Annotated in this window: 25 protein-coding genes; 15 read left to right on the top strand and 10 right to left on the bottom strand. The window is 70.2% G+C overall.

Annotation, left to right across the window (positions count from 1 at the left end; all coding sequences use genetic code 11):
* Positions 1 to 71: 71 nt before the first annotated feature.
* The 3 genes from E2L08_RS03765 to miaB form a co-directional block, all read right to left on the bottom strand.
* The gene (locus tag E2L08_RS03765; protein ID WP_133395731.1) at positions 72 to 368 is read right to left on the bottom strand and encodes a hypothetical protein; all 297 of its coding nucleotides are present in this window, start codon (positions 366 to 368) and stop codon (positions 72 to 74) included.
* A 5-nt stretch (positions 369 to 373) separates the two neighbouring features.
* Positions 374 to 925, bottom strand: coding sequence for an OmpA family protein (locus E2L08_RS03760; protein WP_133395730.1), 552 nt, complete (start codon positions 923 to 925; stop codon positions 374 to 376).
* Between the two features lie 173 nt (positions 926 to 1,098).
* Entirely contained in the window at positions 1,099 to 2,418 is a 1,320-nt protein-coding gene (miaB, locus tag E2L08_RS03755) for a tRNA (N6-isopentenyl adenosine(37)-C2)-methylthiotransferase MiaB (RefSeq protein ID WP_133395729.1), read from the bottom strand.
* Between the two features lie 117 nt (positions 2,419 to 2,535).
* On the opposite strand from miaB, the gene E2L08_RS03750 reads away from it, so the two are divergent.
* The 3 genes from E2L08_RS03750 to E2L08_RS03740 all read left to right on the top strand — a co-directional run bounded on the left by E2L08_RS03750 (position 2,536) and on the right by E2L08_RS03740 (position 6,572).
* A complete protein-coding gene (locus E2L08_RS03750; protein WP_133395728.1) occupies positions 2,536 to 3,402 on the top strand; it encodes a hypothetical protein in 867 nt (288 codons plus the stop codon).
* A 105-nt stretch (positions 3,403 to 3,507) separates the two neighbouring features.
* Positions 3,508 to 5,799, top strand: coding sequence for an FdhF/YdeP family oxidoreductase (locus tag E2L08_RS03745; protein ID WP_133395727.1), 2,292 nt, complete (start codon positions 3,508 to 3,510; stop codon positions 5,797 to 5,799).
* The gene (locus tag E2L08_RS03740; RefSeq protein ID WP_168771040.1) at positions 5,796 to 6,572 is read left to right on the top strand and encodes a formate dehydrogenase accessory sulfurtransferase FdhD; all 777 of its coding nucleotides are present in this window, start codon (positions 5,796 to 5,798) and stop codon (positions 6,570 to 6,572) included. Before E2L08_RS03745 ends, E2L08_RS03740 begins: the two co-directional genes overlap by 4 nt.
* Before the next feature lie 4 nt (positions 6,573 to 6,576).
* On the opposite strand, the gene irrA is transcribed toward E2L08_RS03740, so the two are convergent.
* The gene (gene irrA / locus E2L08_RS03735) at positions 6,577 to 7,017 is read right to left on the bottom strand and encodes an iron response transcriptional regulator IrrA (RefSeq protein WP_133395725.1); all 441 of its coding nucleotides are present in this window, start codon (positions 7,015 to 7,017) and stop codon (positions 6,577 to 6,579) included.
* Between the two features lie 136 nt (positions 7,018 to 7,153).
* Between irrA and fabA the strand changes: the two genes are divergently transcribed.
* From fabA to E2L08_RS03720, 3 genes are read left to right on the top strand one after another with little or no spacing between them, the layout of a single operon-like run.
* The gene (gene fabA / locus E2L08_RS03730; RefSeq protein ID WP_133395724.1) at positions 7,154 to 7,663 is read left to right on the top strand and encodes a bifunctional 3-hydroxydecanoyl-ACP dehydratase/trans-2-decenoyl-ACP isomerase; all 510 of its coding nucleotides are present in this window, start codon (positions 7,154 to 7,156) and stop codon (positions 7,661 to 7,663) included.
* A 25-nt stretch (positions 7,664 to 7,688) separates the two neighbouring features.
* A complete protein-coding gene (gene fabB, locus E2L08_RS03725) occupies positions 7,689 to 8,915 on the top strand; it encodes a beta-ketoacyl-ACP synthase I (protein ID WP_133395723.1) in 1,227 nt (408 codons plus the stop codon).
* Positions 8,916 to 8,919: 4 nt separating this feature from the next.
* Positions 8,920 to 9,717, top strand: coding sequence for an enoyl-ACP reductase FabI (locus tag E2L08_RS03720; protein ID WP_133395722.1), 798 nt, complete (start codon positions 8,920 to 8,922; stop codon positions 9,715 to 9,717).
* 39 nt (positions 9,718 to 9,756) lie between these two features.
* On the opposite strand, the gene E2L08_RS03715 is transcribed toward E2L08_RS03720, so the two are convergent.
* Positions 9,757 to 10,185, bottom strand: coding sequence for an FKBP-type peptidyl-prolyl cis-trans isomerase (locus tag E2L08_RS03715; protein WP_133395721.1), 429 nt, complete (start codon positions 10,183 to 10,185; stop codon positions 9,757 to 9,759).
* Between the two features lie 288 nt (positions 10,186 to 10,473).
* Here E2L08_RS03715 and E2L08_RS03705 point away from each other — a divergent pair, with 288 nt between their 5' ends.
* Positions 10,474 to 11,298 carry an alpha/beta fold hydrolase gene (locus E2L08_RS03705; protein WP_133395719.1) on the top strand — a complete coding sequence of 275 codons (825 nt, stop codon included), beginning with the start codon at positions 10,474 to 10,476 and terminating at the stop codon, positions 11,296 to 11,298.
* Positions 11,295 to 12,272, top strand: a complete 978-nt coding sequence (locus tag E2L08_RS03700) for a threonine ammonia-lyase (RefSeq protein ID WP_240758106.1) — start codon at positions 11,295 to 11,297, stop codon at positions 12,270 to 12,272. The genes E2L08_RS03705 and E2L08_RS03700 overlap by 4 nt, the downstream gene beginning before the upstream one ends.
* A gap of 42 nt (positions 12,273 to 12,314) precedes the next feature.
* On the opposite strand, the gene E2L08_RS03695 is transcribed toward E2L08_RS03700, so the two are convergent.
* Positions 12,315 to 13,694, bottom strand: coding sequence for an aspartate aminotransferase family protein (locus E2L08_RS03695; RefSeq protein WP_133395718.1), 1,380 nt, complete (start codon positions 13,692 to 13,694; stop codon positions 12,315 to 12,317).
* A gap of 139 nt (positions 13,695 to 13,833) precedes the next feature.
* Between E2L08_RS03695 and E2L08_RS17105 the strand changes: the two genes are divergently transcribed.
* The 4 genes from E2L08_RS17105 (at position 13,834) to argE (ending at position 18,505) form a co-directional block, all read left to right on the top strand.
* Entirely contained in the window at positions 13,834 to 14,169 is a 336-nt protein-coding gene (locus tag E2L08_RS17105; RefSeq protein ID WP_206076961.1) for a hypothetical protein, read from the top strand.
* Entirely contained in the window at positions 14,166 to 16,049 is a 1,884-nt protein-coding gene (locus E2L08_RS03690; protein WP_206076960.1) for an outer membrane protein assembly factor BamB family protein, read from the top strand. Before E2L08_RS17105 ends, E2L08_RS03690 begins: the two co-directional genes overlap by 4 nt.
* A 90-nt stretch (positions 16,050 to 16,139) precedes the next feature.
* Positions 16,140 to 17,321, top strand: a complete 1,182-nt coding sequence (locus tag E2L08_RS03685; protein WP_133395716.1) for a M24 family metallopeptidase — start codon at positions 16,140 to 16,142, stop codon at positions 17,319 to 17,321.
* Positions 17,318 to 18,505 (top strand): acetylornithine deacetylase, encoded by a 1,188-nt coding sequence (argE, locus tag E2L08_RS03680; protein WP_133395715.1) that lies wholly within the window; start codon positions 17,318 to 17,320, stop codon positions 18,503 to 18,505. The genes E2L08_RS03685 and argE overlap by 4 nt, the downstream gene beginning before the upstream one ends.
* Here argE and cobD read toward each other — a convergent pair.
* From cobD to E2L08_RS03660, 4 genes are read right to left on the bottom strand one after another with little or no spacing between them, the layout of a single operon-like run.
* Complete coding sequence (gene cobD, locus E2L08_RS03675) at positions 18,480 to 19,448, bottom strand: threonine-phosphate decarboxylase CobD (protein WP_133395714.1); 969 nt, start codon at positions 19,446 to 19,448, stop codon at positions 18,480 to 18,482. The two genes, argE and cobD, sit on opposite strands and share 26 nt — an antisense overlap.
* Positions 19,445 to 20,377, bottom strand: coding sequence for an adenosylcobinamide-phosphate synthase CbiB (cbiB, locus tag E2L08_RS03670; protein WP_133395713.1), 933 nt, complete (start codon positions 20,375 to 20,377; stop codon positions 19,445 to 19,447). Before cbiB ends, cobD begins: the two co-directional genes overlap by 4 nt.
* Complete coding sequence (locus E2L08_RS03665; RefSeq protein WP_240758105.1) at positions 20,374 to 21,189, bottom strand: GHMP family kinase ATP-binding protein; 816 nt, start codon at positions 21,187 to 21,189, stop codon at positions 20,374 to 20,376. The genes cbiB and E2L08_RS03665 overlap by 4 nt, the downstream gene beginning before the upstream one ends.
* Positions 21,180 to 21,734, bottom strand: a complete 555-nt coding sequence (locus E2L08_RS03660; protein WP_240758104.1) for a histidine phosphatase family protein — start codon at positions 21,732 to 21,734, stop codon at positions 21,180 to 21,182. The genes E2L08_RS03665 and E2L08_RS03660 overlap by 10 nt, the downstream gene beginning before the upstream one ends.
* 117 nt (positions 21,735 to 21,851) lie before the next feature.
* Here E2L08_RS03660 and cobU point away from each other — a divergent pair, with 117 nt between their 5' ends.
* The 3 genes from cobU to E2L08_RS03645 form a co-directional block, all read left to right on the top strand.
* Positions 21,852 to 22,358 carry a bifunctional adenosylcobinamide kinase/adenosylcobinamide-phosphate guanylyltransferase gene (gene cobU / locus E2L08_RS03655; RefSeq protein ID WP_133395710.1) on the top strand — a complete coding sequence of 169 codons (507 nt, stop codon included), beginning with the start codon at positions 21,852 to 21,854 and terminating at the stop codon, positions 22,356 to 22,358.
* 2 nt (positions 22,359 to 22,360) lie between these two features.
* Positions 22,361 to 23,377 (top strand): nicotinate-nucleotide--dimethylbenzimidazole phosphoribosyltransferase, encoded by a 1,017-nt coding sequence (gene cobT, locus E2L08_RS03650; protein WP_133395709.1) that lies wholly within the window; start codon positions 22,361 to 22,363, stop codon positions 23,375 to 23,377.
* Positions 23,374 to 23,915: adenosylcobinamide-GDP ribazoletransferase (locus E2L08_RS03645; protein WP_240758103.1), on the top strand; the 542-nt coding region annotated here is incomplete at its 3' end. The genes cobT and E2L08_RS03645, both read left to right, overlap by 4 nt.

Raw genomic sequence — 23,915 nt, 5'->3', positions numbered from 1 at the left:
TCGCGTCAGGCAAGAAAAGGCCGCGCGGAGCGTTCCGCGCGGCCCTGTCCGTTCGACCCCGAGGGGTCGGCCTAGATCGGGTCGGCGATGGGCGATCCCGCCCCGTCGGGCCCATAAAGCGTGAAGGGCTCGAGCAGCCCGCAGACCGGCTTGCCGTAGCGGTCGAGCCGGTTCATCTGGTAGCCCTCGATCCCGTCGTCGATGGCCCAGTGTTCGCAGCCGTCGCCGTCGACCCAGATGCCGGGCGTGCGGGTGAGGTTCTCGAGGCTCTTGGCGTCGATGCCGCGATCGACCGTCTGGTCGACCTTGGTGCCGCATCCGGCAAGGGCGGTCGCCGCGACGAGCGCGAGGATGGAAATGCTTTTCATGGCAATCACCTGATGCAAATGATTTCGACGCGGCGGTTCTGCTGCATGCCCGCGGCGGTCTGGTTCGAGGCGCGCGGCATCCGCTCGCCAAGGCCCCGCACGTCGTTGATCGTGCGGCCCATCCCGGCGGCGATCTGCGCCACGGCATTCGCGCGGTTATAGCTCAGCCGGATGTTGTATTCGTCGCTGGCCCGGCTGTCGGTATGGCCGATGATCGTGTAGGCGCGGGCGTTGGTCTGGCCGAAAAAGGTTTGAAGCTGCTGGCGCCCGGCATGGCTGATGCGGGCGCTGTCGGTGGGGAACAGGACATCGGTATTCATCACGCCGCAGGTCTCGACCTTGTGGCAGACGGGCAGCCCCTGCCGGGTCAGCCGGTTGGAGCCGTAGCCCTCCCAGCCGTCGTCGCGCACCCAATGCTCGCACCCATCCGGGTCGATCCAGATCGTGCCGATGGCGCGCTGCTGCGCATTCGCTTCCGCCGCGACGAAAATCGACCCCGTCGCGAGCGCGACGATACCGAGTGCCAGGCGGGCCGTGTCGAAAAACTTGCGGTTCACGCGAGCCCCTTTCCCAAAATCACGTCGGTTTGTGGCGCAACCGACATCCCCATGATCGCTGTAACAAAACAATAATCGGATTCACGGGCTTGTGAAGCGGAAATGGCGAGACGACCGTTTCCCCTGCGGAAACGATCCCCTGTCGCCCGCATTCCGGGCGCTGCGCGCGATGGCTAGATCAGCGCGCCCTCGAGCGAGTTCGCCGCGCTCGAGGTGATCCGCACGCGGCGCATGTCGCCGGGGCGCAGACCCTCGGCCGCGACAAAGACCGAGTGGAGGTGATCGGACTTGCCGACCATCTGTCCGGGCGACCGGCCCGGCTTTTCGAACAGGACGCCGACCTCGCGCCCCACCATCCGGTCCTGCACCGCGCGCTGTTGGTCGCGCAGCAGCGCCTGCAGGCGTTGCAGCCGCGCGTCCTTTTCGTCCTCGGGAACCTGCGGGCGCTCGGCGGCGGGGGTGCCGGGGCGGGGCGAATACTTGAAGCTGTAGCACTGGCCGTATTCGACCGCCCGTACCAGGTCCATCGTCGCCTCGAAATCGGCGGCGGTCTCTTCGGGGAAACCGACGATGAAATCGCCCGAGATCACGATATCGGGGCGCGCGGCGCGGATGCGCTCGATCAGGCGCAGATAGCTTTCGGCGGTGTGGCTGCGGTTCATCCGCTTGAGCACCGCGTCCGAACCGGATTGAACCGGCAGATGCAGGTAGGGCATCAGCTTGGGGCAATCGCCATGGGCCGCGATAAGGTCGTCTTCCATGTCGTTGGGATGGCTGGTGGTAAAACGGATGCGGTCCAATCCGTCGATCCGCGCAAGCGTGCGGATTAGGCGCGCGAGACCCCATTCGGCGCCGTCTTTCGCCCCGTGATAGGCGTTGACGTTCTGGCCCAACAACGTGATCTCGCGCACGCCGCGCTCGACGAGGTCGCGCGCCTCGGTCACGACGCGGTCCACGGGGCGGCTGACCTCGGCCCCGCGGGTATAGGGGACCACGCAAAAGGCGCAGAACTTGTCGCATCCCTCCTGCACGGTGAGAAAGGCGGTCGGGCCGCGCCGGGCCTTGGGCCGCGCGGCGAGATGGTCGAACTTGTCCTCTTCGGGATAGTCGGTATCGAGCGCGCGGCCCCCCGCGCGCGCCTGCCGCTCGAGCTCGGGCAGACGGTGATAGCTCTGCGGCCCCACAACGAGGTCGACCAGCGGCTGGCGGCGCATGATCTCTTCGCCCTCTGCCTGCGCGACGCAGCCCGCCACGCCGATCTTGAGGTCGGGGTTCGCGGCTTTCAGCCCGCGGAAACGGCCAAGCTCGGAATAGACCTTTTCGGCGGCCTTCTCGCGGATATGGCAGGTATTGAGCAGGATCATGTCGGCATCGTCGGGGCTGTCGGTGGTGACATAGCCCTGCCCGCCCATGGCCTCGGCCATGCGTTCGCTGTCATAGACGTTCATCTGGCAGCCATAGGTCTTGATGAACAGCTTGCGCGGGGTGCCCATGATCGTCCCTCCGGTGAAGACCCGGCCATCTAACGGAACCCGCGCGCGCATTCAATGACGCGGCGCTTGCCAAGCCCGCCCCCGGCGGGACAGAAGGGCGGCGCAACCGGGGGCCAAATGCAGACTTTCGCCAATCTCGACGCCTTCGCCGCCGCGCGCCCCGCGCTGAAGGGTCCGATCGCCATCATCTTTGCCGAGGACGACGCCGCGCTCGACGCGACGCTGGCCCATCATGCCGCCAAGGGGTTCGCGACGATCCTGCTGATGGCCGGGCCGGCCATCGCGCCGACCGCGCCGCCCCCGGCCTGCGTCACGCGCATCGGCTGGACGCAGGTCGCGCCGAATGCCGTCATCGACGCGGTCAACCGGGTGATCGAGCTGGCCCCCCACCAATGGATCTATTACGGCTTCAACGCCGAGTTCCTGTTCTATCCCTTTGCCGAGACGCGATCCGTCGCCGAACTCGTCGCCTTTCACATGGAAGAGCGGCGCGAGGCGATGCTGACCTACGTGATCGACCTCTATGCCGTCGACCTGACGGCCCATCCCGACGGCGTCGGTCTGGCGGATGCGCATCTCGACCGGGCGGGATATTTCGCGCTCGCCCGCCCCGACCCTGCCGAGCCGGCCCAACCGCTCGAGCGGCAGCTGAACTTCTACGGCGGGTTGCGTTGGCGGTTCGAGGAACACGTCCCCAAGGATCGCCGCCGCATCGACCGGATCGCGCTGTTCCGGGCGCGGCCGGGGCTGACGCTGCGCGAAGGCTACCTGATGTCGGACGAAGAGATGAACACCTATGCCTGCCCGTGGCATCACAACCTCACGGCGGCGGTCTGCTCGTTCCGCGCGGCCAAGGCGCTGCGCACCAATGCAGGCTCGCGCTACAGCATCGAGTCGTTTCACTGGTTCAACTCGGTGCGCTTCGACTGGTCGTCGGAACAGCTTCTCAATCTCGGGCTGATCGAGCCCGGACAGTGGTTCTGACCGCAGGCCCCGACTGCCCCGCGCCGCAAAACCGACCGATCCCCCGCAACCCGACACGCCCCTGCGGTGTTGGGCCGCAAAACTCGCGCGTGGAGGAGATGCGGCATGACCGATACCAGGGATCTTCCGAAGGAGGCCGGGCCCTCGGGCGGATGGGGGTCGTTGCGGGGCATCGCCGAGGTCTTCGGCAGCGCCTCGCCCGAGATGGGCGCGCTGGACACGCTGCGCCGACAGAACAAGCCCGGCGGCTTCATGTGCTCGTCCTGCGCCTGGCCGAAACCCGCGAATTACCACCATTTCGAGTTCTGCGAGAACGGCGCCAAGCGCACCTTGTGGGAAACCACGCGCGACCGCTGCACGCCTGCCTTCTGGGAGGATCACACCGTTGCCGAGCTGCGCGACTGGGCCGATCACGATCTCGAAAAGACCGGTCGGCTGACCGCGCCTCTGCGCTACGATGCGGCGACCGACCGCTATGTAGAAGTCGGCTGGGACGAGGCCTATGCCGATATCGCCGCGACGTTGAAGCGGCTCGATCCGAAATCGGTGGTGTTCTACGCCTCGGGCCATGCGGGTCTCGAGGCAAGCTATCTCTATGCGCTGCTCGCCCGGCTCTACGGCAACAACAACCTGCCGCAATCGTCCAACATGTGCCACGAGACGACGAGCGTCGGGCTGCAAAAGGTCATCGGCTCGCCCGTCGGCACGATCATCTGGGACGATCTCTACGACACCGATTGCTTTTTCTTCTTCGGCCAGAACCCCGGCACCAACTCGCCCCGTTTCCTTCATCCGCTCAAGGATGCAAAGGAACGCGGCGCGAAGATCGTCACCTTCAACCCGATCCGCGAACAGGGGCTGGTGTCCTTCGTCGATCCGCAAAGCCCCTATGCCATGGCCACGGGGGCCGAGGTCACGATCTCGGACCAGTATCACCAGGTCCGCGCCGGGGGCGACGTGGCCGCGATGCTCGGGATCTCCAAGGCCGTGGTCGAGGCCGATGACGACGCCGCGCAAAGCGGCGCGCCGCGGGTGATGGACTGGGAGTTCATCGAGGAGCACACGACCGGCATCGACGCCTTTCTCGAAGTCTGCCGCAACACCTCCTGGTCCGAGGTCGAGCGCGAAAGCGGCCTGACCGAAGGCGAGCTTCGCAATGCCGCGCAGGTCTACATGGAGGCCAGGGCGGTGATCGGCGTCTATGGCATGGGCCTGACCCAGCACGCGCATGGCGGGCTCAACGTCGCCATGCTGGCCAACCTGCTGATGCTGCGCGGCAATATCGGCAAGCCGGGCGCGGGGATGTGCCCGGTTCGGGGCCATTCCAACGTGCAGGGACAGCGCACCGTCGGCATCGCCGAAAAGGCCAAGCTGGTGCCCATGGACAAGCTGCGCGAGCTGTTCGATTTCGACCCCCCGACCGAGGACGGGCTGCATATCGTCGACGCCGTGCAGGGGCTTTTCGCGGGCAGCGTCAAGGCCACGATCAGCCTTGGCGGCAACCTCGTGCGGGCGGTGCCCGACATGGACCGGATGGAGACCGCCTGGGCCGCGCAGGAGCTGACCGTCATGGTCTCGACCAAGCTCAACCGCAGTCACCTCTTTCCCGGCAAGACCGCATATATCCTGCCCTGCCGCGCCCGCGCCGAAAAGGATGCGCAGGCGACCGGCGATCAGGCGATCTCGATCGAGGACAGCTTTTCGATGATCCACGGCTCGATCGGCAATCGCGAACCCGCATCCGAGCAGCTTCGCAGCGAGGTCGGCATCGTCTGCGATCTCGGCCGCGCGCTGATCGGATCGCGCCCGCGGCTGGATTGGGACGCGTGGCAGGGCGACTACAGCCTGATCCGCGACCTGATCGAGGCGACCTATCCCGACGATTTCCGCGACTTCAACGGGCGGCTGCACGAGCCCGGCGGGTTCTGGCGCGTCATTCCCGCGCGCAAGCGGGTCTGGCAGACCGAAAGCGGCAAGGCCGTCTTTACCGCACCCGACCGGCTCAACTCGGTCAGCTACGAGGATCGCGCGGACCTGTTCCGGCTGGTCACGCTGCGCTCGAACGACCAGTTCAACACCACGATCTACGGCTATTCCGACCGGTTCCGCGGGATCGAGGGCACGCGCGACGTGCTCTTGATGAACGAGGCCGACATGGCCGATCTGGGGCTCGCGCGGGACGAAAAGGCCGCGCTGGTCTCCGAAGAGGCCGACGGGCGGCACCGCCGCCTCGGCGGGCTGGCGGTCATTCCCTACGAAATCCCGCGCGGGACCGTCGCCTCGTACTATCCCGAGTGCAACGTGCTGATCTCGATCGAGCATCACGACAAGATCTCGAAAACCCCGGCCTCGAAATCCATCCCGGTGCGGATCGAGCGCGACGGGGCGCGGCCGTGATCCGCGCGGGGCAGCCCGGCAGCGTCTCGGTCACGGCGCGACCGGCCGGGGGGGCGCAGGACGGCGAGGCGCGGCCCTGGGCGCTGGCCGAGGAGGTGCCGGTGGGCGTCCTGCTCAACTCGGTGCCCGTGGCCGTCATGATGGCGACGCCCATGGATCTCGAAGAGTTCGGCGCGGGCTTTCTGATCGCCGAGGGGCATCTGCGCGCGGGCGACATCACCGCCGCGCTGGTCTTTCCGACCGACCGGGGCTTTTGCGTGGATATCGCCGCGCCGGGCGTCGATCCGCCCCCCGCGCGGCGCGCGCTAGAGGGGCGCGCGGGATGCGGGCTATGCGGGATGGAGGCGCTGACCGACCTCTCGCTCGACCTGCCCCACCGTTCCCGGCCCCGCCCCGATCCCGACCGCGTGGCGGCGGGGTTCGAGCTGCTGGATCGCCACCAGCCGCTGCGCGCGGTCAACCGCTCGGTCCATGCGGCGGGTTTCATCGCGGAGGACGGCACCATGCCGGCCGCGCGCGAGGATGTCGGCCGGCATTGCGCGCTCGACAAGCTGACCGGGGCGCTGGCGCTGCGGCGGATCGACCCGGCGGGCGGCGTGGCCATCATGACCTCGCGATGCAGCTTCGAGCTTGTGCGCAAGGCGGCCTTGGCGGGGTTCGGCGGGCTGGCCACACGCTCGGCCCCGACGGGGCTGGCGGTGGAGCTTGCGGCACGGGCGGGCCTGCCGCTTTTCGCGCGGCAGGGCGCCGGTGTCGTCGCCTTCGGTGCGTGAGCCGTCAGCCGTCGCGGCGCAGCCGGATCACCACGTCGACCGAGGCCAGCCGTGTGCCCTCGGGCAGTTCGGGCAGCCGCGCGATTTCCAGATCCTCGGCGGGGGCATCGGTGAGGCTGCCGTCATCCTCGAACAGGAAATGCGGGTGTTCGTCGGTGCGGGTGTCGAAATAGGACCGCGCGCCCTCGACCCGCACCTCTTTCATCAGGCCCGCGTCGCAAAAGGCCCGCAAGGTGTTGTAGACCGTGGCGAGCGAGATCTTCTGCCCGGCCGACCGGCTGGCCAGGTGCAGCCCCTCGGCCGTGACGTGCCGATCCTCGCCATCGCCCACCAGAAGCGCGGCCAGCGCGATGCGCTGACGGGTCGGGCGCAGGCTGGCCTGGGACAGCCAGTCCGTCCCCTTGCGGAGGCTGGCATCATCGACTGTGGCGGCGATCTCGGTCATGAAGCCTCTATATGGCGAAAACGCCGGCGACTTCAATTCCCCCGACGCGGGCGCGGCGGGGGCCTGACCCTTGCGCCGCGGCGAGGCGCGGTGATACATCGTCGCCCTGACGTTCCCCAAGGCCCGAGGCTCCCGGATGACCGATTCCCCAACGTCCTTCGACCGCGCGGACCTGATCCGCTGCGCGCAGGGCGAGCTGTTCGGAGAGGGCAACGCCCAGCTTCCGATGCCGCCGATGCTGATGATGGACCGGATCACCGATATCTCGGGCGATGGCGGGCAGCACGGCAAGGGCCATGTCGTGGCCGAGTTCGACATCACACCGGACCTGTGGTTCTTCGAATGCCATTTCCCCGGCAACCCGATCATGCCGGGCTGCCTCGGGCTCGACGGGCTGTGGCAGTTGACCGGCTTCAACCTCGGGTGGCGCGGCTGGAAGGGGCGCGGCTATGCCCTGGGCGTGGGCGAGGTCAAGTTGACCGGCATGGTCCGCCCCGACCGCAGCAAGCTGACCTATTTCGTCGATTTCACCAAGGCCGTGCAATCGCGGCGCCTGACGATGGGCGTGGCCGACGGACGGGTGGAGGCCGACGGCGAGACCATCTATCAGGTGAAGGACATGAAGGTCGCCCTGTCCGAAAGCTGAGATCCACTTAATCGAGGAGAGCGCGATGCGCCGCGTCGTCGTCACCGGGATGGGCATCGTCTCGCCCATCGGCAACACCGCCGAGGAAGTCACCGCCGCGCTCAAGGCCGGGCGTTCGGGGATCGAGGCCAGCCCCGAGATGGCCGAGCACGGCTTTCGCAGCCGCGTCGCCGGCACGCCCAAGATCGACCCGGCCGATCATGTCGACAAGCGCGCGCTGCGCTTCATGGGGCCGGGCGCGGCCTATGCCCATATCGCCATGCAGCAGGCCATCGCGGATGCCGGTCTGCCCGAGGCGGTGGTGTCGAACCCCTCGACCGGGCTGATCGCGGGATCGGGCGGACCCTCGACCAGCGCGCTGTTCCAGGCGCACCAGATCGTGCTGGAAAAAGGCAGCCCCAAGCGGATCGGCCCCTTTGCCGTGCCCAAGGCGATGTCGTCCACGGTCAGCGCGAACCTCTCGACCGCCTTCAAGATCAAGGGCATGAACTTTTCGATCACCTCGGCCTGCTCGACCTCGCTGCATTGCATCGGCATGGCCGCGCAGCAGGTCGCGCTCGGCACGCAGGACGTCATGTTCGCCGGCGGCGGCGAAGAGCTCGACTGGACGCTCTCGTGCCTGTTCGACGCCATGGGCGCGATGTCGTCCAAGTTCAACGACACGCCGGAACGCGCCAGCCGGGCCTTCGACCGCGACCGCGACGGCTTTGTCATCGCGGGCGGCGGCGGGATGGTCGTGCTCGAAAGCCTCGATCACGCACGGGCCCGCGGCGCGCGCATCTATGCCGAGGTGACGGGCTTCGGCGCCACATCGGACGGGCATGACATGGTCGCCCCCTCGGGCGAGGGCGGCGAACGGGCGATGCGGCTGGCCCTTCAGAACCACGACGCGGGCCGCGTGGGCTATATCAACGCCCATGGCACATCGACCCCCGTGGGCGACGTGGGCGAGGTCGAGGCCGTGCGCCGCGTCTTTGGCGAGGGAAAGACGCCGCCGATCAGCTCGACCAAGTCGATGACCGGGCACAGCCAGGGCGCCACCGGCGCGCAGGAGGCCGTCTATTGCCTGCTGATGCTGCAACACGACTTCATCGCGCCGTCGATCAATGTCGACACGCTCGACGACGGCATCCGCCCCGGCGAGATCGCGACCGAACTCGTCGAGAATGCCGGACTCGACACCGTCATGACCAACTCGTTCGGCTTTGGCGGAACGAACGGCTCGATGCTGCTGACGAAATACAGGGACTGAACGCATGGCGGATCTGATGCGGGGCAAGCGCGGCCTCATCATGGGGGTCGCGAACGATCGCTCCATCGCGTGGGGGATCGCCAGGGCGCTGTCGGCCGAGGGGGCCGAGCTTGCCTTTTCCTACCAGGGCGAGGCCCTGAAAAAGCGGGTCGTTCCGCTGGCCGCATCGGTCGGCAGCGATCTGCTGATGGAGATCGACGTCACCGACGACGCGACGCTCGAGCGCAGTTTCGCCACCCTGAAAGAGCAATGGGGCAGCATCGACTTCGTCGTGCACGCCATCGCCTATTCCGACAAGACCGAGCTTACCGGCCGGTTCTCGGACACCACCCGCGCCAATTTCCAGAACTCGCTGACGATCTCTTGCTTTTCGCTGATCGACGTGGCGCGCCGCGCGGCCGAGCTGATGCCCGATGGCGGCACGGTACTGACGCTGACCTTCCAGGGGTCGAACCGGGTCTGGCCGTCCTACAACGTGATGGGGGTGGCCAAGGCGGCGCTGGAATCGACGGTGCGCTATCTCGCCTCGGATCTCGGGCGCGACGGGATCCGCGTCAACGCCATCTCGCCCGGCCCGATGAAGACGCTGGCCGGGGCCGCCATCGGCGGGGCGCGCAAGACCTTCAAGTTCACCGAGGAAAACGCGCCGCTGCGCGCCAATGCCACGCTCGAGGCTGTGGGCGGCACGGCCGTGTGGCTCGCGTCGGATTACGGCGCCTGCACGACCGGCGAGATCGTGCATGTGGATGGCGGCGTGCATGTCGTGGGAATGCCCACGCCCAAGGCCAACGGCACCGACTGAGCGGCGGGGGACGCCCGAGGGGCGCCCCCCGCGCGGGCCCTAGCGGATTTCGACGAGTTCCACGTCGAAGGTCAGGTTCTGCCCGGCCAACGGGTGGTTCGCGTCAAGCATCACTTCCTGCTCGGTCGCACCCGCCACCGTCACCGGAACGGTCTGGCCCTCGGGCGTCTGAAGCTGAAGCTGCGTGCCCGGATCGGTCGGGATATGGTCGGGGATCTGTTCGCGCGGCACGGCCTGAACGCGTTGGGGATCGCGCTCGCCATAAGCGTCCTGGGGCGCGACGGTGACGGTCTTTTTCTCACCGACCTCCATGCCCGCGACGGCCTGGTCGAGCCCCGGAATGATCTGGCCCGAACCGACCGTGAACTCGAGCGGATCGCGCCCGGCGCTCGAATCGAACGGCGTGCCGTCGTCCAGCTTGCCTTCGTAGTGCATACGCACGGTATCGCCTGCCTTGACCTGGCTCATGATGACTCCTTGGGTGGGATGGGATTTGACGAGGCCGCCAGTCTCGGCGGGTGCTCTTTGCGTGACCCCGTCAAGGTGGGGCGGGGCGGCGCCGATGTAAACCGGCAGGGCGGAAAAACCCGCGAAACGCCTGTAAACCGGCTGTATTTGCTGCGTATCCGACGGATCATCCGCTTGCCGTGCCCGGTCCGCCATGCGACCTTTGCAACGGTTGGGATGGAACGGGCGGGAACGGAATGACGGTAAAGCCTGAGGCCGGCGGCGCGCCGTTCGACGTCGGTGCCGCCCATGCCTGATTTCACGACCTCCGACGGGCTGGGGCTGCATTACCGGCTGCACGGCCCCGAGACGGCGCCGCCGGTGCTGTGCCTTGCCGGTCTCACGCGGTCTTCGCGCGATTTCGACTATCTCGCGCAGGCCCTGCCCGAGGCGCGGCTGATCGCACTCGATTATCGCGGGCGCGGCCGGTCCGATTGGGGCGCGCCCGACAGCTACACGATCCCGGTCGAGGCGCGCGATACGCTCGAGCTGATGGATCACCTCGGCCACGACGCGCTGCCCATCCTCGGCACCTCGCGCGGCGGGCTGATCGCGATGACGCTGGCGGCCACGGCGAAACACCGGCTTCGGGGGGTCTGCCTCAACGATATCGGGCCGGAACTCGGGGCGGTCGGGCTGGCGGCGATCCGCGACTATATCGGCAGGACGCCCGCGGCGCGGACGCTGGACGAGGCCGCGGATCTGCGCGCCGGTCTCGTGCCGGGCTTTGCCGGGGTGCCCCGCGCCCGCTGGCTGCAAGAGGCGCGCCATGCCTTTCGCGAAACCGATGACGGGCTGGCGCTGCGCTATGATCCGGCACTGGCCGAGACGGTGCGCGCGGCATGGGCCGCCCACCTGCCCGACCTCTGGCCCTTGTTCGACGCCCTCGACGGCCTGCCCCTCGCGGCGCTGAGGGGGGCGAATTCGGACCTGCTGACGCCCGAGACCTTTGCCGCGATGCGCGCCCGGCGGCCCGACATGATCGCGGCCGAGATCCCCGACCGCGGCCATGTGCCCTTTCTCGACGAACCCGAGTCGCTCGACGCGATCCGCGCCTGGCTGGCGGCCTTGTGAGCGTCGGCATCGACGATATCGTGGCCGCCGCCCGCAGGCTGCGGGGCCATGCCGTGCGGACGCCGCTGCTGGCCTCCCCGGACCTCGACGAGGTGGCCGGGCGGCGGGTCATGGTCAAGGCCGAGCCGTTGCAGCGCACCGGCAGCTTCAAGTTCCGCGGCGCATGGGCGGCGCTCGGCCTGCTGTCCCCGGCCGAGCGGTCGCGCGGGGTCATCGCCTTTTCGTCGGGCAACCACGCGCAGGGAATCGCGCTTGCCGCGCGCGACCATGGCGCGCCGGCGGTGATCGTCATGCCCGCCGATGCGCCGCGGCTCAAGATCGACAACACCCGCGCGCTCGGGGCCGAGGTGGTGCTCTATGACCGCGCCGGGGGCGAGGATCGCGACGCCATCGGCGAAAAGCTGGCCGAGGCGCGCGGGCTGACGCTGATCCGCCCCTTCGACGATCCCCGCGTCATCGCGGGTCAGGGTAGCGTCGGGCTCGAGATCGCCGAGGATCTGGGGCCCGCGGCGCAGGGCGACGTGCTGGTCTGCTGCGGTGGCGGCGGGCTTGCCGCGGGGGTCGCGCTCGCGCTCGAGGCGCGCGCGCCGGGGCTGCGCGTCCGCCCGGTCGAGCCCGCGGGTTTCGACGACATGACGCGGTCGCTTGCCGCCGGCACCCGATTGCGCAACGCGCCCGGCGCGGCCTCGATCTGCGATGCCATCGTTACCGACAGCCCCGGCGCGCTGACATTCCCGATCCTGCACCGGCTCTGCGGGCCGGGGATCGTCGTCACCGACGCCGAGGCGCTGCGCGCTATGGCACTGGCCTTCCTGCGGCTGAAACTGGTGCTCGAGCCGGGGGGCGCGGTGGCGCTGGCCGCGGCGCTGTTCCACCCCGACGCGATCGCGGGCGACATGGTGACGGTGGTGGCCACGGGCGGCAATGTCGACCCGGCCACCTTTGCCGACGCGTTGCGCCGCATCGACGCGTAACGGGCGGGCGGGCGGGCGCAGCGGCCTGCCCGCCCGCACCCCTTACAGCCCGGCGGCGCGCACCGCCTTGACGGTCGAGCCGACAATCTCGTCGACATGCTCGCGCCCCAGGCTGAAGGGCGGCGCGAAGCCAAGGATATCGCCCCCCGGCATGGCGCGGCCGATGACATGCAGGTTGGCAAGCTCTCCGGCCACCTTCGGCCCGATCTTGCGCGCCGGGTCAAAGAACCGGCGGCGGTCCTTGTCCTCGACGAACTCGAGCGCGCAGAGCATCCCCTCGCCCCGGACCTCGCCCACATGCGGGTGATCGGCCAGCGCGCGCGCCATCTCGGCGTTGAGATAGGCGCCGATCTCGGCGGCATTGGCGATCAGGCCCAGCTCGTCCAGCAGCTTGAGGTTGGCGACACCCGCGGCCGCCCCGATGGGATGGGCGGAATAGGTCCAGCCATGCCCGATGGGGCCGTTCTCGTCGGTGCCCTTCTCGAGCACCTCCCAGACCTTCTTGCTGACGATGGAGCCCGACAGCGGTGCATAGGCCGAGGTCAGCCCCTTGGCGATGGTGATGAAATCGGGCTCGAGCCCGTAATGCTCCGAGCCGAACATCGTGCCGAGGCGGCCGAAACCGGTCACGACCTCGTCGGCCACCAGCAATATCTCGTGCCTTTCGAGGATCGGCTTGATCGCCTCCCAATAGCCCTTGGGGGGCGGGACGATGCCGCCCGTGCCCAGCATCGGCTCGGCCCAAAAGGCGGCGATGGTATCGGCGCCCTCGCGCGCGATCAGATCCTCGAGGTCGGCGGCGCATTGGGCCGAGAACTGCTCTTCGGTCTGCGCGTCGTTCTCGCGGCGGTAGTAATAGGGCGCCGTGGTGTGCAGCACCGGCGTCATCGGCAGGTCGAACTTCTTGTGGAACATCTCGAGCCCGGTTAGCGACCCGGTCATCAGCCCCGAGCCGTGGTAGCCGCGCCAGCGCGAGATGATCTTTTTCTTTTCGGGGCGCCCGAGGATATTGTTGTAATACCAGACGAGCTTGAGGTTCGTCTCGTTCGCATCCGACCCCGACAGCCCGAAATAGACCTTGGACATATGCGCGGGCGCGCGGTCCATGACCATCTGCGCCAGCGTGATCGCGGCCTCGGTGCCGTGGCCGACATAGGCGTGGTAATAGGCCAGCTCCTTCGCCTGCGCCGCAATGGCGTCGGCGATCTCGGTGCGGCCGTAGCCCACGTTCACGCAATAGAGCCCCGCGAACCCGTCGAGCCAGCGCTGCCCGTCGCGATCCTCGATATGAACGCCCGAGGCGGTCTTGACGATGCGGGTGGGCGACTCGCCGCGCGCGTGCTGCGCGAGATGGGTCGAGGGATGAAAGAAGGACCCGCGGTCCCATTCGTCGAGCTGATCGTTGCGGCGAAGATCGTCCATGGCGGTCCCTCCTTCGGGTCTGGCGGCCCCTTCGCCTTAGCGCCGTCGCGCCCCCATGGAAAGCCCGGCGCCCGAACCCGCGTCGCCGGAACCGCCCCCCGCGGGTGGCGTTGGACAAAAAAAGACGCTGCGAGGCCCCATGACCCATCCCCGCCCCGTATTCCTGTCGGCAACCGTCGTCGCCGCCCTCGTCGGGCTGGGATTCTCGGTCTGGTCCTATGGCGCGCCGATGACCGGCATCGACGACACCGCCGGGCCGATCCTGACGGCGCTGGGCCATGCCGGGATCGCGCTTTGCGCGGTGCTCTTCCTCGTCATGGCCCGCGGCCGGGCGGCATGGGCCGGGCTGGGCCTGCTTGCCGCGCTGCTGACCTCGGTCGCGGGGTTCATGCTGATGCAACCCGGCATCACGCTCTCCGCCCTCGTCGCGCTGGGAACCCTGCTGATCGGACTGCTGCTCGGAGACACCGCATGATCCGCCTGATCGCCACGCTCGCCGCCACCGCCGCCGCCCTGCCCGTGCTCGCGCAGGACGATTGGACTGCGTTCCACGGCGACCTCGCGGCGCGCAAATACGCCCCCGCCGACCAGATCACCCCCGAGAATGTCGGCCGGCTACAACGCGCCTGGGAATATCACACGGGCGACCTGTCGGACGGCTCGGGCGATCTGCCGCCCACGGTGTGGTCGGCCACGCCGGTCTATGCCAACGACACGCTCTATTTCGGGACGCCCTTCTACCGGATCATCGCGCTCGACCCCGCCACGGGGTCCGAGAAATGGTCCTATGACAGCCAGACCCGGCTCGAGGCGCTGACTCAACCCGCGCTCAAGAACCGCGGCGTCGCCTATTGGGAGGACGAGGGCGCCGAAGGGGCCTGCGCGCGGATGGTCTATCTCGGCACGATGACCGCGACGTTGCACGCGGTCGATGCGGATACGGGCGAGCCCTGCGCCGGTTTCGCCGATAACGGCATCCTCGACGTGAACCGGTGGAACACGACCAACGACCGCTGGCCGCTGTCGCTGTTGCAGCCGCCCACGGTGGTCGAGGATACGCTCGTCATCGGGTGGGCGGGCAAGGACTGGGCCATGTCCGAGGCGCCGCCGGGCACCGTCTTCGGCGTCGATGCACGCACGGGCGAACGGAAATGGACGGTCGAGTTCATCCCCGACGAGATCCGCCCGCGCACCGGCACCGCGAATGTCTGGACCGCGATGAGCGCCGATCCCGAGCTCGGGCTGGTCTATATCCCCGTCTCGTCGCCCAGCCCAAATTTCTGGGGCGGCAACCGCACCGAGGACATCCCGCTGGCCACATCCGTCACGGCCGTCGACGTCGAGACCGGCGAGATCGCGTGGTCGCGCCAGCTCGTGCATCACGACATCTGGGATTACGACACCAACGCGGCGCCCACGCTGGTCGATCTCGACCGCGACGGCGAAACGGTGCACGCGCTGGTGCAGACGACCAAGCAGGGGCTGCTCTACGTGCTCGACCGCGAGACCGGCGAGCCGATCTTCGACTGGGAGGATCGCGAGGTGCCCGCCTCGGATGCCGAGGGCGAACAGGCCGCGCCGACGCAGCCCTTCCCGACCGCGCCGCCGCCGACCAACGACCCCGAGGCCTGGCCGGGGGTCTGGTGGCTGGCCGATCTCGTGTCCTTCGGCAGTTGTTCGCGCCGGGCCGAGGCGATGCGATATGACGGGCTCTACACCCCGCCGTCGGTCGAGGGGACGATCACCTACCCCGCCACGGCGGGCGGGATGCAATGGGGCGGCGGCAGCTTCGACCCCGAGACGGGGCTCTACTACGTCAACGCAAGCCGCGTCGTGCAGGAATATCGCCTGATCCCGCGCGAGGAATACGAGGATATCACCGGCGATTCCGGCGCCGAGCAGGGCTATTCCGAGATGGAGGGCGCGCCTTACGGCTTCTACCTCATGAACTTCAACAACTGGGCCGGGATGCCCTGCTGGAAGCCGCCCTTCGGCACGATGACCGCCTATGACCTCGCCGCTGCCGAAAAGGTCTGGGAAAAGCCCTTTGGGCAGATCCAGCGCTATGGGTTCTACATGCCGAAATCCTGGGGCACGCCGACCATCGGCGGGCCGGTGACGACCGGGGGCGGCGTGATCTTCATCGGGGCTTCAATCGACGCCCGCGTGCGCGCGCTCGACGCGGGCACGGGCGAGGAACTCTGGTGGGACAACGTCATGGCGCCCTCGGTCTCGAACCCGGCCGTGTTCGTCCACGAGGGCGAGCAATACGTCGTCTTCGTCGCGGGCGGAAACTCGATCCTCAAGCCCGAGGTGGGCGACCAGATCGTGGCCTACAAGCTTCCGCCCGAGTGACGCGGACGGGCGCCCCTGCGCCGGTGCTTGACAAGGGGATATCGTCTGGGGTCGGGCTGTCGCGACACGCCACGATCGCCGGAGCCCGCGATGACCCCCCAGCCCCGTTTCTCGGACACCGAATACGCGCGGCGCCTCGACCTGACCCGCGCCGCCATGGCGCGCGACGGGCTCGACGCGCTTTTCGTCACCAACCCGTCCAACATGGGCTGGCTCACCGGCTATGACGGCTGGTCCTTCTACGTCCACCAGGGCGTTCTGGTCCTGCCCGAGGGCCAGCCGCTCTGGTGGGGGCGGCGCATGGACGCCTTCGGCGCCTACCGCACCGTCTGGATCGACCGCGCGAACGTGCGCGACTATTCCGACGACTACATCCAGTCGACCGACCGCCATCCGATGCAGACGCTGGCCGCGATCTTTCGCGAACACGGGCTCGAGCGCGCGCGGATCGGCGTCGAAAAGGACAATTACTATTTCACCGCCCGCGCGCTCGAGGTGCTGGTCGAGGAACTGCCCGACGCCGCCTTTCCCGACGCCACGAACACGGTGAACTGGCAGCGCACCGTCAAGTCCGACGAGGAAATCGCGCTGATGCGCAAGGCGGCGGGGATCAGCAGCAAGGTCATCGCCGGGATCATGGAGCGCGTCGAGCCCGGCCTGCCCAAGAACGAGCTCGTGGCCGAGATCTATCGAGACGCCATCCGCGGCACCGCGGACGCCTGGGGCGATTACCCGGCCATCGTGCCGCTTCTGCCGTCGGGCGAGGATGCCACCGCCGCGCACCTGACCTGGGACGGGCGCCCGTTCCAGCGCGACGAGGCGACGTTCTTCGAGATCGCGGGCTGTCATCGCCGCTATCACGCGCCCTTCTGCCGGACCGTCTACCTGGGCAAACCGCCGCAAAAGGTGCGCGACACCGAGGCCGCTTTGCTCGAGGCGATCGAGGCCGGGCTCGACGCCGCCCGCCCCGGCAACACCGCCGCCGATATCGCCATCGCGCTCAAGGACGTGCTGCGCCGCCACGGGATCGAGCGGCCGGGCCGCGTCGGCTATGCGGTGGGGCTGTCCTATCCGCCCGACTGGGGCGAGCATACCGTCTCGATCCGCGAAACCGACCGGACCGAGCTGAGGCCCGGCATGACCTTTCACTTCATGCCGGCGCTGTGGATGGAGGATTGGGGGCTCGAGATCACCGAGACGATCCTGATCCGCGAGGGCGCGCGGGCGGAGTGCCTGTGCGACTATCCCCGCGCCCTCGTCGTCAAGCCATGAGCCGGCTCGCGGCCACGGCCCGGACATTGGGCGAGTTGATCGCCTTTCCCACGGTCTCGGCCGAAAGCAACCGCGCGCTCATCGCCATGATGGCCCACCGGCTCGAAGACGCCGGCGCGCGCATCCGGCTCATCGCGTCGGCGGACGGCACCAAGGCCAACCTGCTCGCGAGCTTTGGCGCCGAGGCGCCGGGCGGCGTGGTCCTGTCGGGCCATTCTGACGTTGTCCCCGCCGAGGAAACCGGCTGGAGCGGCGACCCCTTTCTCATGCGCGACTCCGGCGGGCGGCTTTACGGGCGCGGCGCCTGCGACATGAAAGGGTTCCTGGCCTGCGTGTTGGAAACCCTGCCCGATCTGGCGCGCGCCACCCGCCCCGTCCACATCGCCGTGACCTATGACGAGGAGGTCGGCTGCCTCGGGGGGCGGCAACTGGTCGAGACGATGCGCGCCGAGGGGCTGCGCCCCCGCCTTGCCCTGATCGGCGAGCCGACCTCGATGCGGATCGTCGAGGGGCACAAGGGCTGCTGCGAATACTCAACCCGGTTCCACGGGCTCGAGGGGCATGGCTCGCAACCCGATCGCGGCGTGTCGGCGGTAGAATACGCTGCCCGTTTCGCCATGCGCCTGCTCGAACTGCGGGCCGATCTGCGCGACCGCTGCCCCGCGGGCTCGGCATTCGATCCGCCGCACACGACGCTGCAGATCGGACGCATCGAGGGCGGGGTGGCCCATAACGTCATCGCGGGCCTGGCGCAGGTCGATTGGGAACTGCGCCCCGTCGCCTGGGCCGACCGCGATTTCGCGCTGGGCGCGGCGCGGGCCTATTGCGACGAGGTGCTTTTGCCCGCGATGCGCGCCGTCCACCCCGAGGCGGCGGTCGAGATGCTGACCGTGGGCGAGGTGCCGGGCCTGGAGCCGGTGCCCGAGAACGAGGCCCGCGCCGTCATCGCGGCGCTGACCGGTGCGAACGGGGCCGAGCTCGTGTCCTTCGGCACCGAGGCGGGGCTGTTCCAGTCGCTGGGCTGCGATGCCGTGGTCTGCGGGCCGGGCGATATCGCGCAAGCCCACAAGGCCGACGAATACGTCGACTGCGGGCAGTTGCAGGCCTGTCTCGACCTGCTCGAGGGCATCGCCCGGCGGCAGGCCGGGGATGGGGTATTTATGAAAGAGAAGACAGGGCCGTAGCGAGCCGGGACCATTCGTGCTCATGCCCCGGCAGGCCGAGCCGGATCGCGCGGGCCGACCACGGAAAGATGCGCGACCAGATGGCATGGCGCGCAAGCCCCTCCTGCGACGCCCCCGCATCGGGCGTGTCGTAGAGCCGGAACAGCGCCGTCCCGCCCTCGAGGCGCCACCCCGCGCCCTCGGCCAGCCGGTCGAGCCGCAGGGCATCGCGGGCGAGCGCATCGGCGGCCTCGCGCGCCCAGGCCGCATCGTCGAGCGCCGCGCGCCCGATGGCGCAGGCCGGTCCCGACACGGCCCATGGCCCGGCCATGGCCGCCAGCGCGTCCAGCGTGTCGCCCCCCCCGATGGCAAAGCCGAGCCGCAGCCCCGCGAGCCCGTAGAACTTGCCGAAAGAGCGCAGCACCAGCAGGTTGCCGCCCGCGGCGGGGACCACCGATGCCGCCGGGGTCGGGTCGCGAAAGCTCTCGTCGACGACGAGCCGCCCGACCTGGGCCGCGATCCCCGTCAGCGTCGCGGCGGGCAGGTCGCGCCCCGTCGGGTTGTCGGGATTGACGATGACGGCCAGATCGGCGCCGCAAAGTGCCTCGGGGGTCGCGACCTCGCGCACGCGCCACCCTGCCGCGCGCAGGCTCGCGGCGTGTTCGTTATAGGTCGGGCCGAGCACGCGCGCCGCGCCCGGCCGCTCGAGCCGCGGGTAAAGCTGGATCGCCGCCTGCGCGCCGGCGAGCGGCAGGACCGCCCCGCCTGCGCCGTAGCGGCGGGCGGCCGCGGCGGCGAGCGCCTCGATATCGGCGCGGGTCGGCAGGTCGCGCCAGGCATGGGGCGGCAGCGGCGGCAGTGGATAGGGCCGGCGGTTGATCCCGGTCGAGAGGTCGATCCAGTCCGCCCCGCCGAACCGGGCGCGGGCCTCGTCGAGATTTCCGCCGTGATCGCGTCGCGTCATGCCGCCGCCCATAGCGCAAGCCCGGCCGCCACGCCAAGCATCGCGCGCAGGTAGAGCCGCAGCCCACGGGCCAGCGTGTCGCGCCCCGGATCGGGGGCCGCGCCGTTCAGCCAGGGCTCGGGCGCGATGCGGTCGCCGTAGATGCGCGGACCCGACAGCCGCACCCCGAGCGCGCCGGCCATCGCCGCCTCGGGCCAGCCCGCATTGGGCGAGCGGTGCCGCCTCGCATCGCGGGCCATCGCTCCCAGCGCGGCGCGCGGGCGGGGCGAGACGGCGGCAAAGATCATCCCGGTCAGCCGCGCGGGCACCCAGTTGGCCAGGTCGTCGATCCGCGCCGAGGCGGCGCCGAACGCCTCGTGACGGGGGGTGCGGTGGCCGATCATCGAATCGAGCGTGTTGATCGCCTTGTAGCCCGCGATCCCCGGCAGGCCGAACAGCGCGCCCCAGAAAAGCGGCGCGACCACCCCGTCCGACGTATTCTCGGCCAGGCTTTCGAGCGCGGCGCGCGCCACCCCTGCGGCGTCGAGCGTCGCCGGATCGCGGCCGACGATCATCGCGACCGCGGCCCGCGCGCGGGGCAGGTCGCGCGCGGCCAGCGGGTCGGCCACGGCGCGCAGATGGGTGAAAAGCGAGCGCGCCGCGACCAGCGGCCAGGCCAGCACGCCGGTCAGCACCGCCCCCGTCACGCCGCCGGGCAGGATCGCGGCCAGCGCCATCGCGGGCAGCACGGCCGCCGCGATCACCGCCGCCGCCGCCGCGATCCCCGCGCGGTGGCGGGCGCGGTCCGTGCCGCGGTTCCAGCGCCGGTCGAGCAGGTCGATCAGCCGACCCAGCCATGTCACGGGATGGCCGATGCGGCGATAGGCGGCGTCGGGCCAGCCCAGCGCGCCGTCGATGGCCAGCGCGATCAGCATCGCCGCCGCGCTCATCGCCCGCCCCCCGCGCGGAACCGCAGGACGCCGCGGCCGCCCGCCGCGCGCAGCGTCGCCGCAGCGCCCGGCGGAACCGTGCCCGGCGCAAAGACCAAGGCGCGCGCCGGGCCGGTATGGGCGATGGCAAAGCCCAGCGCCCCGAGCCGCGCGGCCAGCGCCGGGGCCGGGTCGTCCGCGGGGCCGCGCAGGGCCAGCGTGCGGCGCGCGCTTTCGCTTGCCACGGCGGCCAGCGCGGCGGCATCGCGCGCGGCCCGCCACTCGGGCACGAGGTCCGAGATATCGGGAAAGGCGTCGTCCAGCGGATCGGTGCGGCATGGTGGGCCGAAAAGCGCGCCGACGACATCGAGCGGCGGCATCGCGTCGCGCCGCGCGACGACGGCCCCCATGCGCGAGGCCCAGAGCAGCCGCTCGGGCGCGTCAAACATCAGCGGATCGGTCGCGCCCTCGATGGCAAGCGCCGCCCGCGCGATCCGCTCGGGCCGGGCGTCGGGGGCGGCAAACCGCGCCAGCGCCACCAGCGCCGCGGTCGAGGCCCCCGCCCCGCCGCCGGGCGGCAGGTCGCTGCGCAGTGCCGCGTGGACCGGGCGCGCGCCTAGGCCCGCCAGCAGCCGCCGCGCCGCCCCCGGCCCCAGCACCCGCGCCGGGTCGTGGATCGCCAGACGCCGCGCCGCGCGGCCGTGGATCGTGGTGCCGAGCGCGGCGCAGGGCAGCGTCACCAGCACCACCGGCCCCGCGGGCCCCAGCCGCCCTTGCAGCAACTCGCCGAAATGGCCCGGCACGCGCAGGCGGCGCGGCGCGCTCAGGGGCATCGGTTCACCCCCCGCACCACCCATCCCTGCGGCAGGCGCAGGATCTCGGTGACGGATAGCGGAGCGATCTCGAACCGAAGCGCCGTGGGGATATCGCCCAGCGCAAGCGAGAGGGCCGCGCGGACGGTGCCGGCATGGGCCACGATCGCCGCGGGCTCCGACAGCGCCGCCAGCACGGGCGCCACCCGCGCGCGCATGTCGTCAAAGCTTTCGCCGCCGGGCGGGCGGTGCGTGGCCAGCGCGGCCCCGTCGAGCCGGCCGATATCGGGCAGGTCGGACAAAGGCAGCCCCTCCCATGCGCCGAGATCCTGCTCGAGCAGGGCGGGCTCGGGTTGCGCCACCAGATTGGGCCAGATCGCGGCGGCGGTCGAGAGGCAGCGCGCGGCGGGGCTCGCGATCAGGCGCGACGGCGGGGGCAGCGCCGCGCGCAATCGGGCGCAGGCGGCCGGGTCGATGCGCGCGGGCAGGTCGCGCCGCCCGTAGGCGCGGCCATCGGCCACGACCGGGGCATGGCGGATCAGCGTGAAAGGGATGGCGTCCCGCACATCGCACCTCGTTGCGGCCCGCGCGCCGTGGCGGGGCCGGATCGCCCGCGGCCGATCTTGGCGCCGCGCCATTCCGTGTCTTTCCTTCGGTCCCGGCTTCTGCTTTGTCGCCGACCCATGAGCAAGATCATTCTCGTCACCGGCGGCGCACGCTCGGGCAAGAGCGCCATCGCCGAGGCGCGGACGCTCGCGCTGGGCCGGCCCGCGATCTATATCGCAACGGCCGAGCCGCGCGACGGCGAGATACGTGCGCGGATCGCGACCCACCGCGCCCGGCGCGGCCCGGACTGGAGCGATATCGAGGCCCCGTTCGACCTTTCGCGGGCGCTGATGCGCAGCGACGGCGCGGGGCCGCGGCTGGTCGATTGCCTGACGCTGTGGCTGACCAACCTCATGCTGGGCGGCCACGACGTCGCGGCGGCGGGGGCGCGGCTTTGCGACACGCTGGCGGAACAATCCGCGCCGGTGGTGATCGTGACCAACGAGGTCGGGTCTGGGATCGTGCCCGAAACGCCGCTGGGGCGCGCGTTCCGCGACGCGGCGGGCGAACTCAACCAGCGCGTCGCGGCCACGGCCCACGAGGTCGTCCTGGCCGTGTCCGGCCTTCCCCTGCAGGTGAAATGACCATGAAAGACGCCTTCTCCCTTGCCGATCTGGATGCCGTATCCCGCCTGGCAGGCCATCTGACCGCCCCCGATGCCGATGCCGCGCGCGCCGCGGCTGCGCGCCAGGGGCAGTTGACCAAGCCACCCGGATCGCTGGGCCGGCTCGAGGATCTGGCGATCTTCATGGCCGGCTGGCAGGGCCGCGAGATCCCGCGCATCGACCGCGCGCAGGCGCTGGTTTTCGCTGGCAATCACGGGGTTTGCGCGCAAGGGATCAATGCCTTTCCGCCCGAGGTGACGGCGCAGATGGTCGCCAATTTCCGCCATGGCGGCGCGGCCATCAACCAGCTTTGCGGCTGGGCGGGGGCCGAGCTTGCCGTCGTGCCGCTCGATCTGGACCGGCCCACGGCCGATTTCACCCAAGGCCCCGCGATGCGCCCGGACGAAACGCTCGCCGCGATGAACGCGGGCGCCGCGGCAAGCGATCCGGGCGCCGATGTGCTGGTGCTGGGTGAGATGGGGATCGGCAACACCACCATCGCCGCGGCGCTTGCCGCCGCCTGCCTCGGCGGAGAGGTGGCCGAATGGGTCGGGCCGGGCGCGGGCGCCGACGACGCGACGATGGCGCGCAAGGCCCGCGTGGTCGCCGCCGCGCTCGAGCGGAACCCCGACCGCGCGCCCATGGCGATCCTGTCGGCGCTGGGCGGGCGCGAACAGGCGGCGATCTGCGGCGCGGTTCTGGCCGCGCGCGCGGCGCGGGTGCCGGTGATCCTCGACGGGTTCATCTGCACCGCGGCCGTCCTGCCGCTTTTCGCCGCCGATCCGGGGTTTCTCGATCACTGCCTCGTCGCGCATCGCAGCGCCGAGCCGGGCCATGGCCGCATGATCGCGGCGCTGGGCAAGGCGCCGCTGCTCGATCTGGGGATGCGGCTGGGCGAGGGGTCGGGCGCGGCGCTGGCGCTGGGCGTGCTGCGCGCGGCGCTGGCATGTCATGGCGGCATGGCGACCTTTGCCGAGGCCGGGGTCGCCGGAGGGTGATCCGCACCCGCCTCGCCGAGGCGCAGGTCGCGCTGATGCTGCTCACGCGGCTCCCGGCGGGACGGATCGCGGGTGCGGCGCCCGGCATGGGCGCCTCGGCCTGGGCCTGGCCGCTTGCGGGACTGGTTGTGGGGCTGATCGCGGCCGCCGCGCATGGCGTGGCATGGGCCGCGGGGTGCGATCCGCTGATCGCGGGGCTGCTGGCGGTGGCCGCCGCCGTGCTGGCCACCGGCGCGCTGCACGAGGACGGGCTGGGCGACGTGGCCGACGGGTTCGGCGGTGGGCGCGACCGGGACGCCAAGCTCGCGATCATGCGCGACAGCCGGGTGGGCAGCTATGGCGTGATCGCGCTGATCCTCGCACTGGGGCTCAAGGCGGCGGCGCTGGCGCAGCTCGGGGCCGAGGCGGCCGGCCCCCTCGTGGCCGCCGCGATGGCCAGCCGGGCCGTCATGCCGGTGCTGCTCGTCGCGCTGCCCCCCGCGCGGGGCGACGGGCTGGGCCGGGGCGCGGCGGCGGTCGGGCGGGGCCGCGCCGCCCT

Source organism: Palleronia sediminis (assembly GCF_004358695.1).
Classification (GTDB): Bacteria; Pseudomonadota; Alphaproteobacteria; order Rhodobacterales; family Rhodobacteraceae; genus Palleronia; species Palleronia sediminis.
The sequence above is the reverse complement of the archived record's forward strand: the minus strand, read 5'-3'. Positions and strand labels throughout refer to the sequence as shown.

Coding starts and splice junctions, on each gene's coding strand:
- E2L08_RS03765 (WP_133395731.1), bottom strand. CDS start 368: ATGAAAAGCATTTCCATCCTCGCGCTCGTCGCGGCGACCGCCCTTGCC.
- miaB (WP_133395729.1), bottom strand. CDS start 2,418: ATGGGCACCCCGCGCAAGCTGTTCATCAAGACCTATGGCTGCCAGATG.
- E2L08_RS03750 (WP_133395728.1), top strand. CDS start 2,536: ATGCAGACTTTCGCCAATCTCGACGCCTTCGCCGCCGCGCGCCCCGCG.
- E2L08_RS03745 (WP_133395727.1), top strand. CDS start 3,508: ATGACCGATACCAGGGATCTTCCGAAGGAGGCCGGGCCCTCGGGCGGA.
- irrA (WP_133395725.1), bottom strand. CDS start 7,017: ATGACCGAGATCGCCGCCACAGTCGATGATGCCAGCCTCCGCAAGGGG.
- fabA (WP_133395724.1), top strand. CDS start 7,154: ATGACCGATTCCCCAACGTCCTTCGACCGCGCGGACCTGATCCGCTGC.
- fabB (WP_133395723.1), top strand. CDS start 7,689: ATGCGCCGCGTCGTCGTCACCGGGATGGGCATCGTCTCGCCCATCGGC.
- E2L08_RS03720 (WP_133395722.1), top strand. CDS start 8,920: ATGGCGGATCTGATGCGGGGCAAGCGCGGCCTCATCATGGGGGTCGCG.
- E2L08_RS03715 (WP_133395721.1), bottom strand. CDS start 10,185: ATGAGCCAGGTCAAGGCAGGCGATACCGTGCGTATGCACTACGAAGGC.
- E2L08_RS03705 (WP_133395719.1), top strand. CDS start 10,474: ATGCCTGATTTCACGACCTCCGACGGGCTGGGGCTGCATTACCGGCTG.
- E2L08_RS03695 (WP_133395718.1), bottom strand. CDS start 13,694: ATGGACGATCTTCGCCGCAACGATCAGCTCGACGAATGGGACCGCGGG.
- E2L08_RS17105 (WP_206076961.1), top strand. CDS start 13,834: ATGACCCATCCCCGCCCCGTATTCCTGTCGGCAACCGTCGTCGCCGCC.
- E2L08_RS03690 (WP_206076960.1), top strand. CDS start 14,166: ATGATCCGCCTGATCGCCACGCTCGCCGCCACCGCCGCCGCCCTGCCC.
- E2L08_RS03685 (WP_133395716.1), top strand. CDS start 16,140: ATGACCCCCCAGCCCCGTTTCTCGGACACCGAATACGCGCGGCGCCTC.
- argE (WP_133395715.1), top strand. CDS start 17,318: ATGAGCCGGCTCGCGGCCACGGCCCGGACATTGGGCGAGTTGATCGCC.
- cobD (WP_133395714.1), bottom strand. CDS start 19,448: ATGACGCGACGCGATCACGGCGGAAATCTCGACGAGGCCCGCGCCCGG.
- cbiB (WP_133395713.1), bottom strand. CDS start 20,377: ATGAGCGCGGCGGCGATGCTGATCGCGCTGGCCATCGACGGCGCGCTG.
- E2L08_RS03665 (WP_240758105.1), bottom strand. CDS start 21,189: ATGCCCCTGAGCGCGCCGCGCCGCCTGCGCGTGCCGGGCCATTTCGGC.
- cobU (WP_133395710.1), top strand. CDS start 21,852: ATGAGCAAGATCATTCTCGTCACCGGCGGCGCACGCTCGGGCAAGAGC.
- cobT (WP_133395709.1), top strand. CDS start 22,361: ATGAAAGACGCCTTCTCCCTTGCCGATCTGGATGCCGTATCCCGCCTG.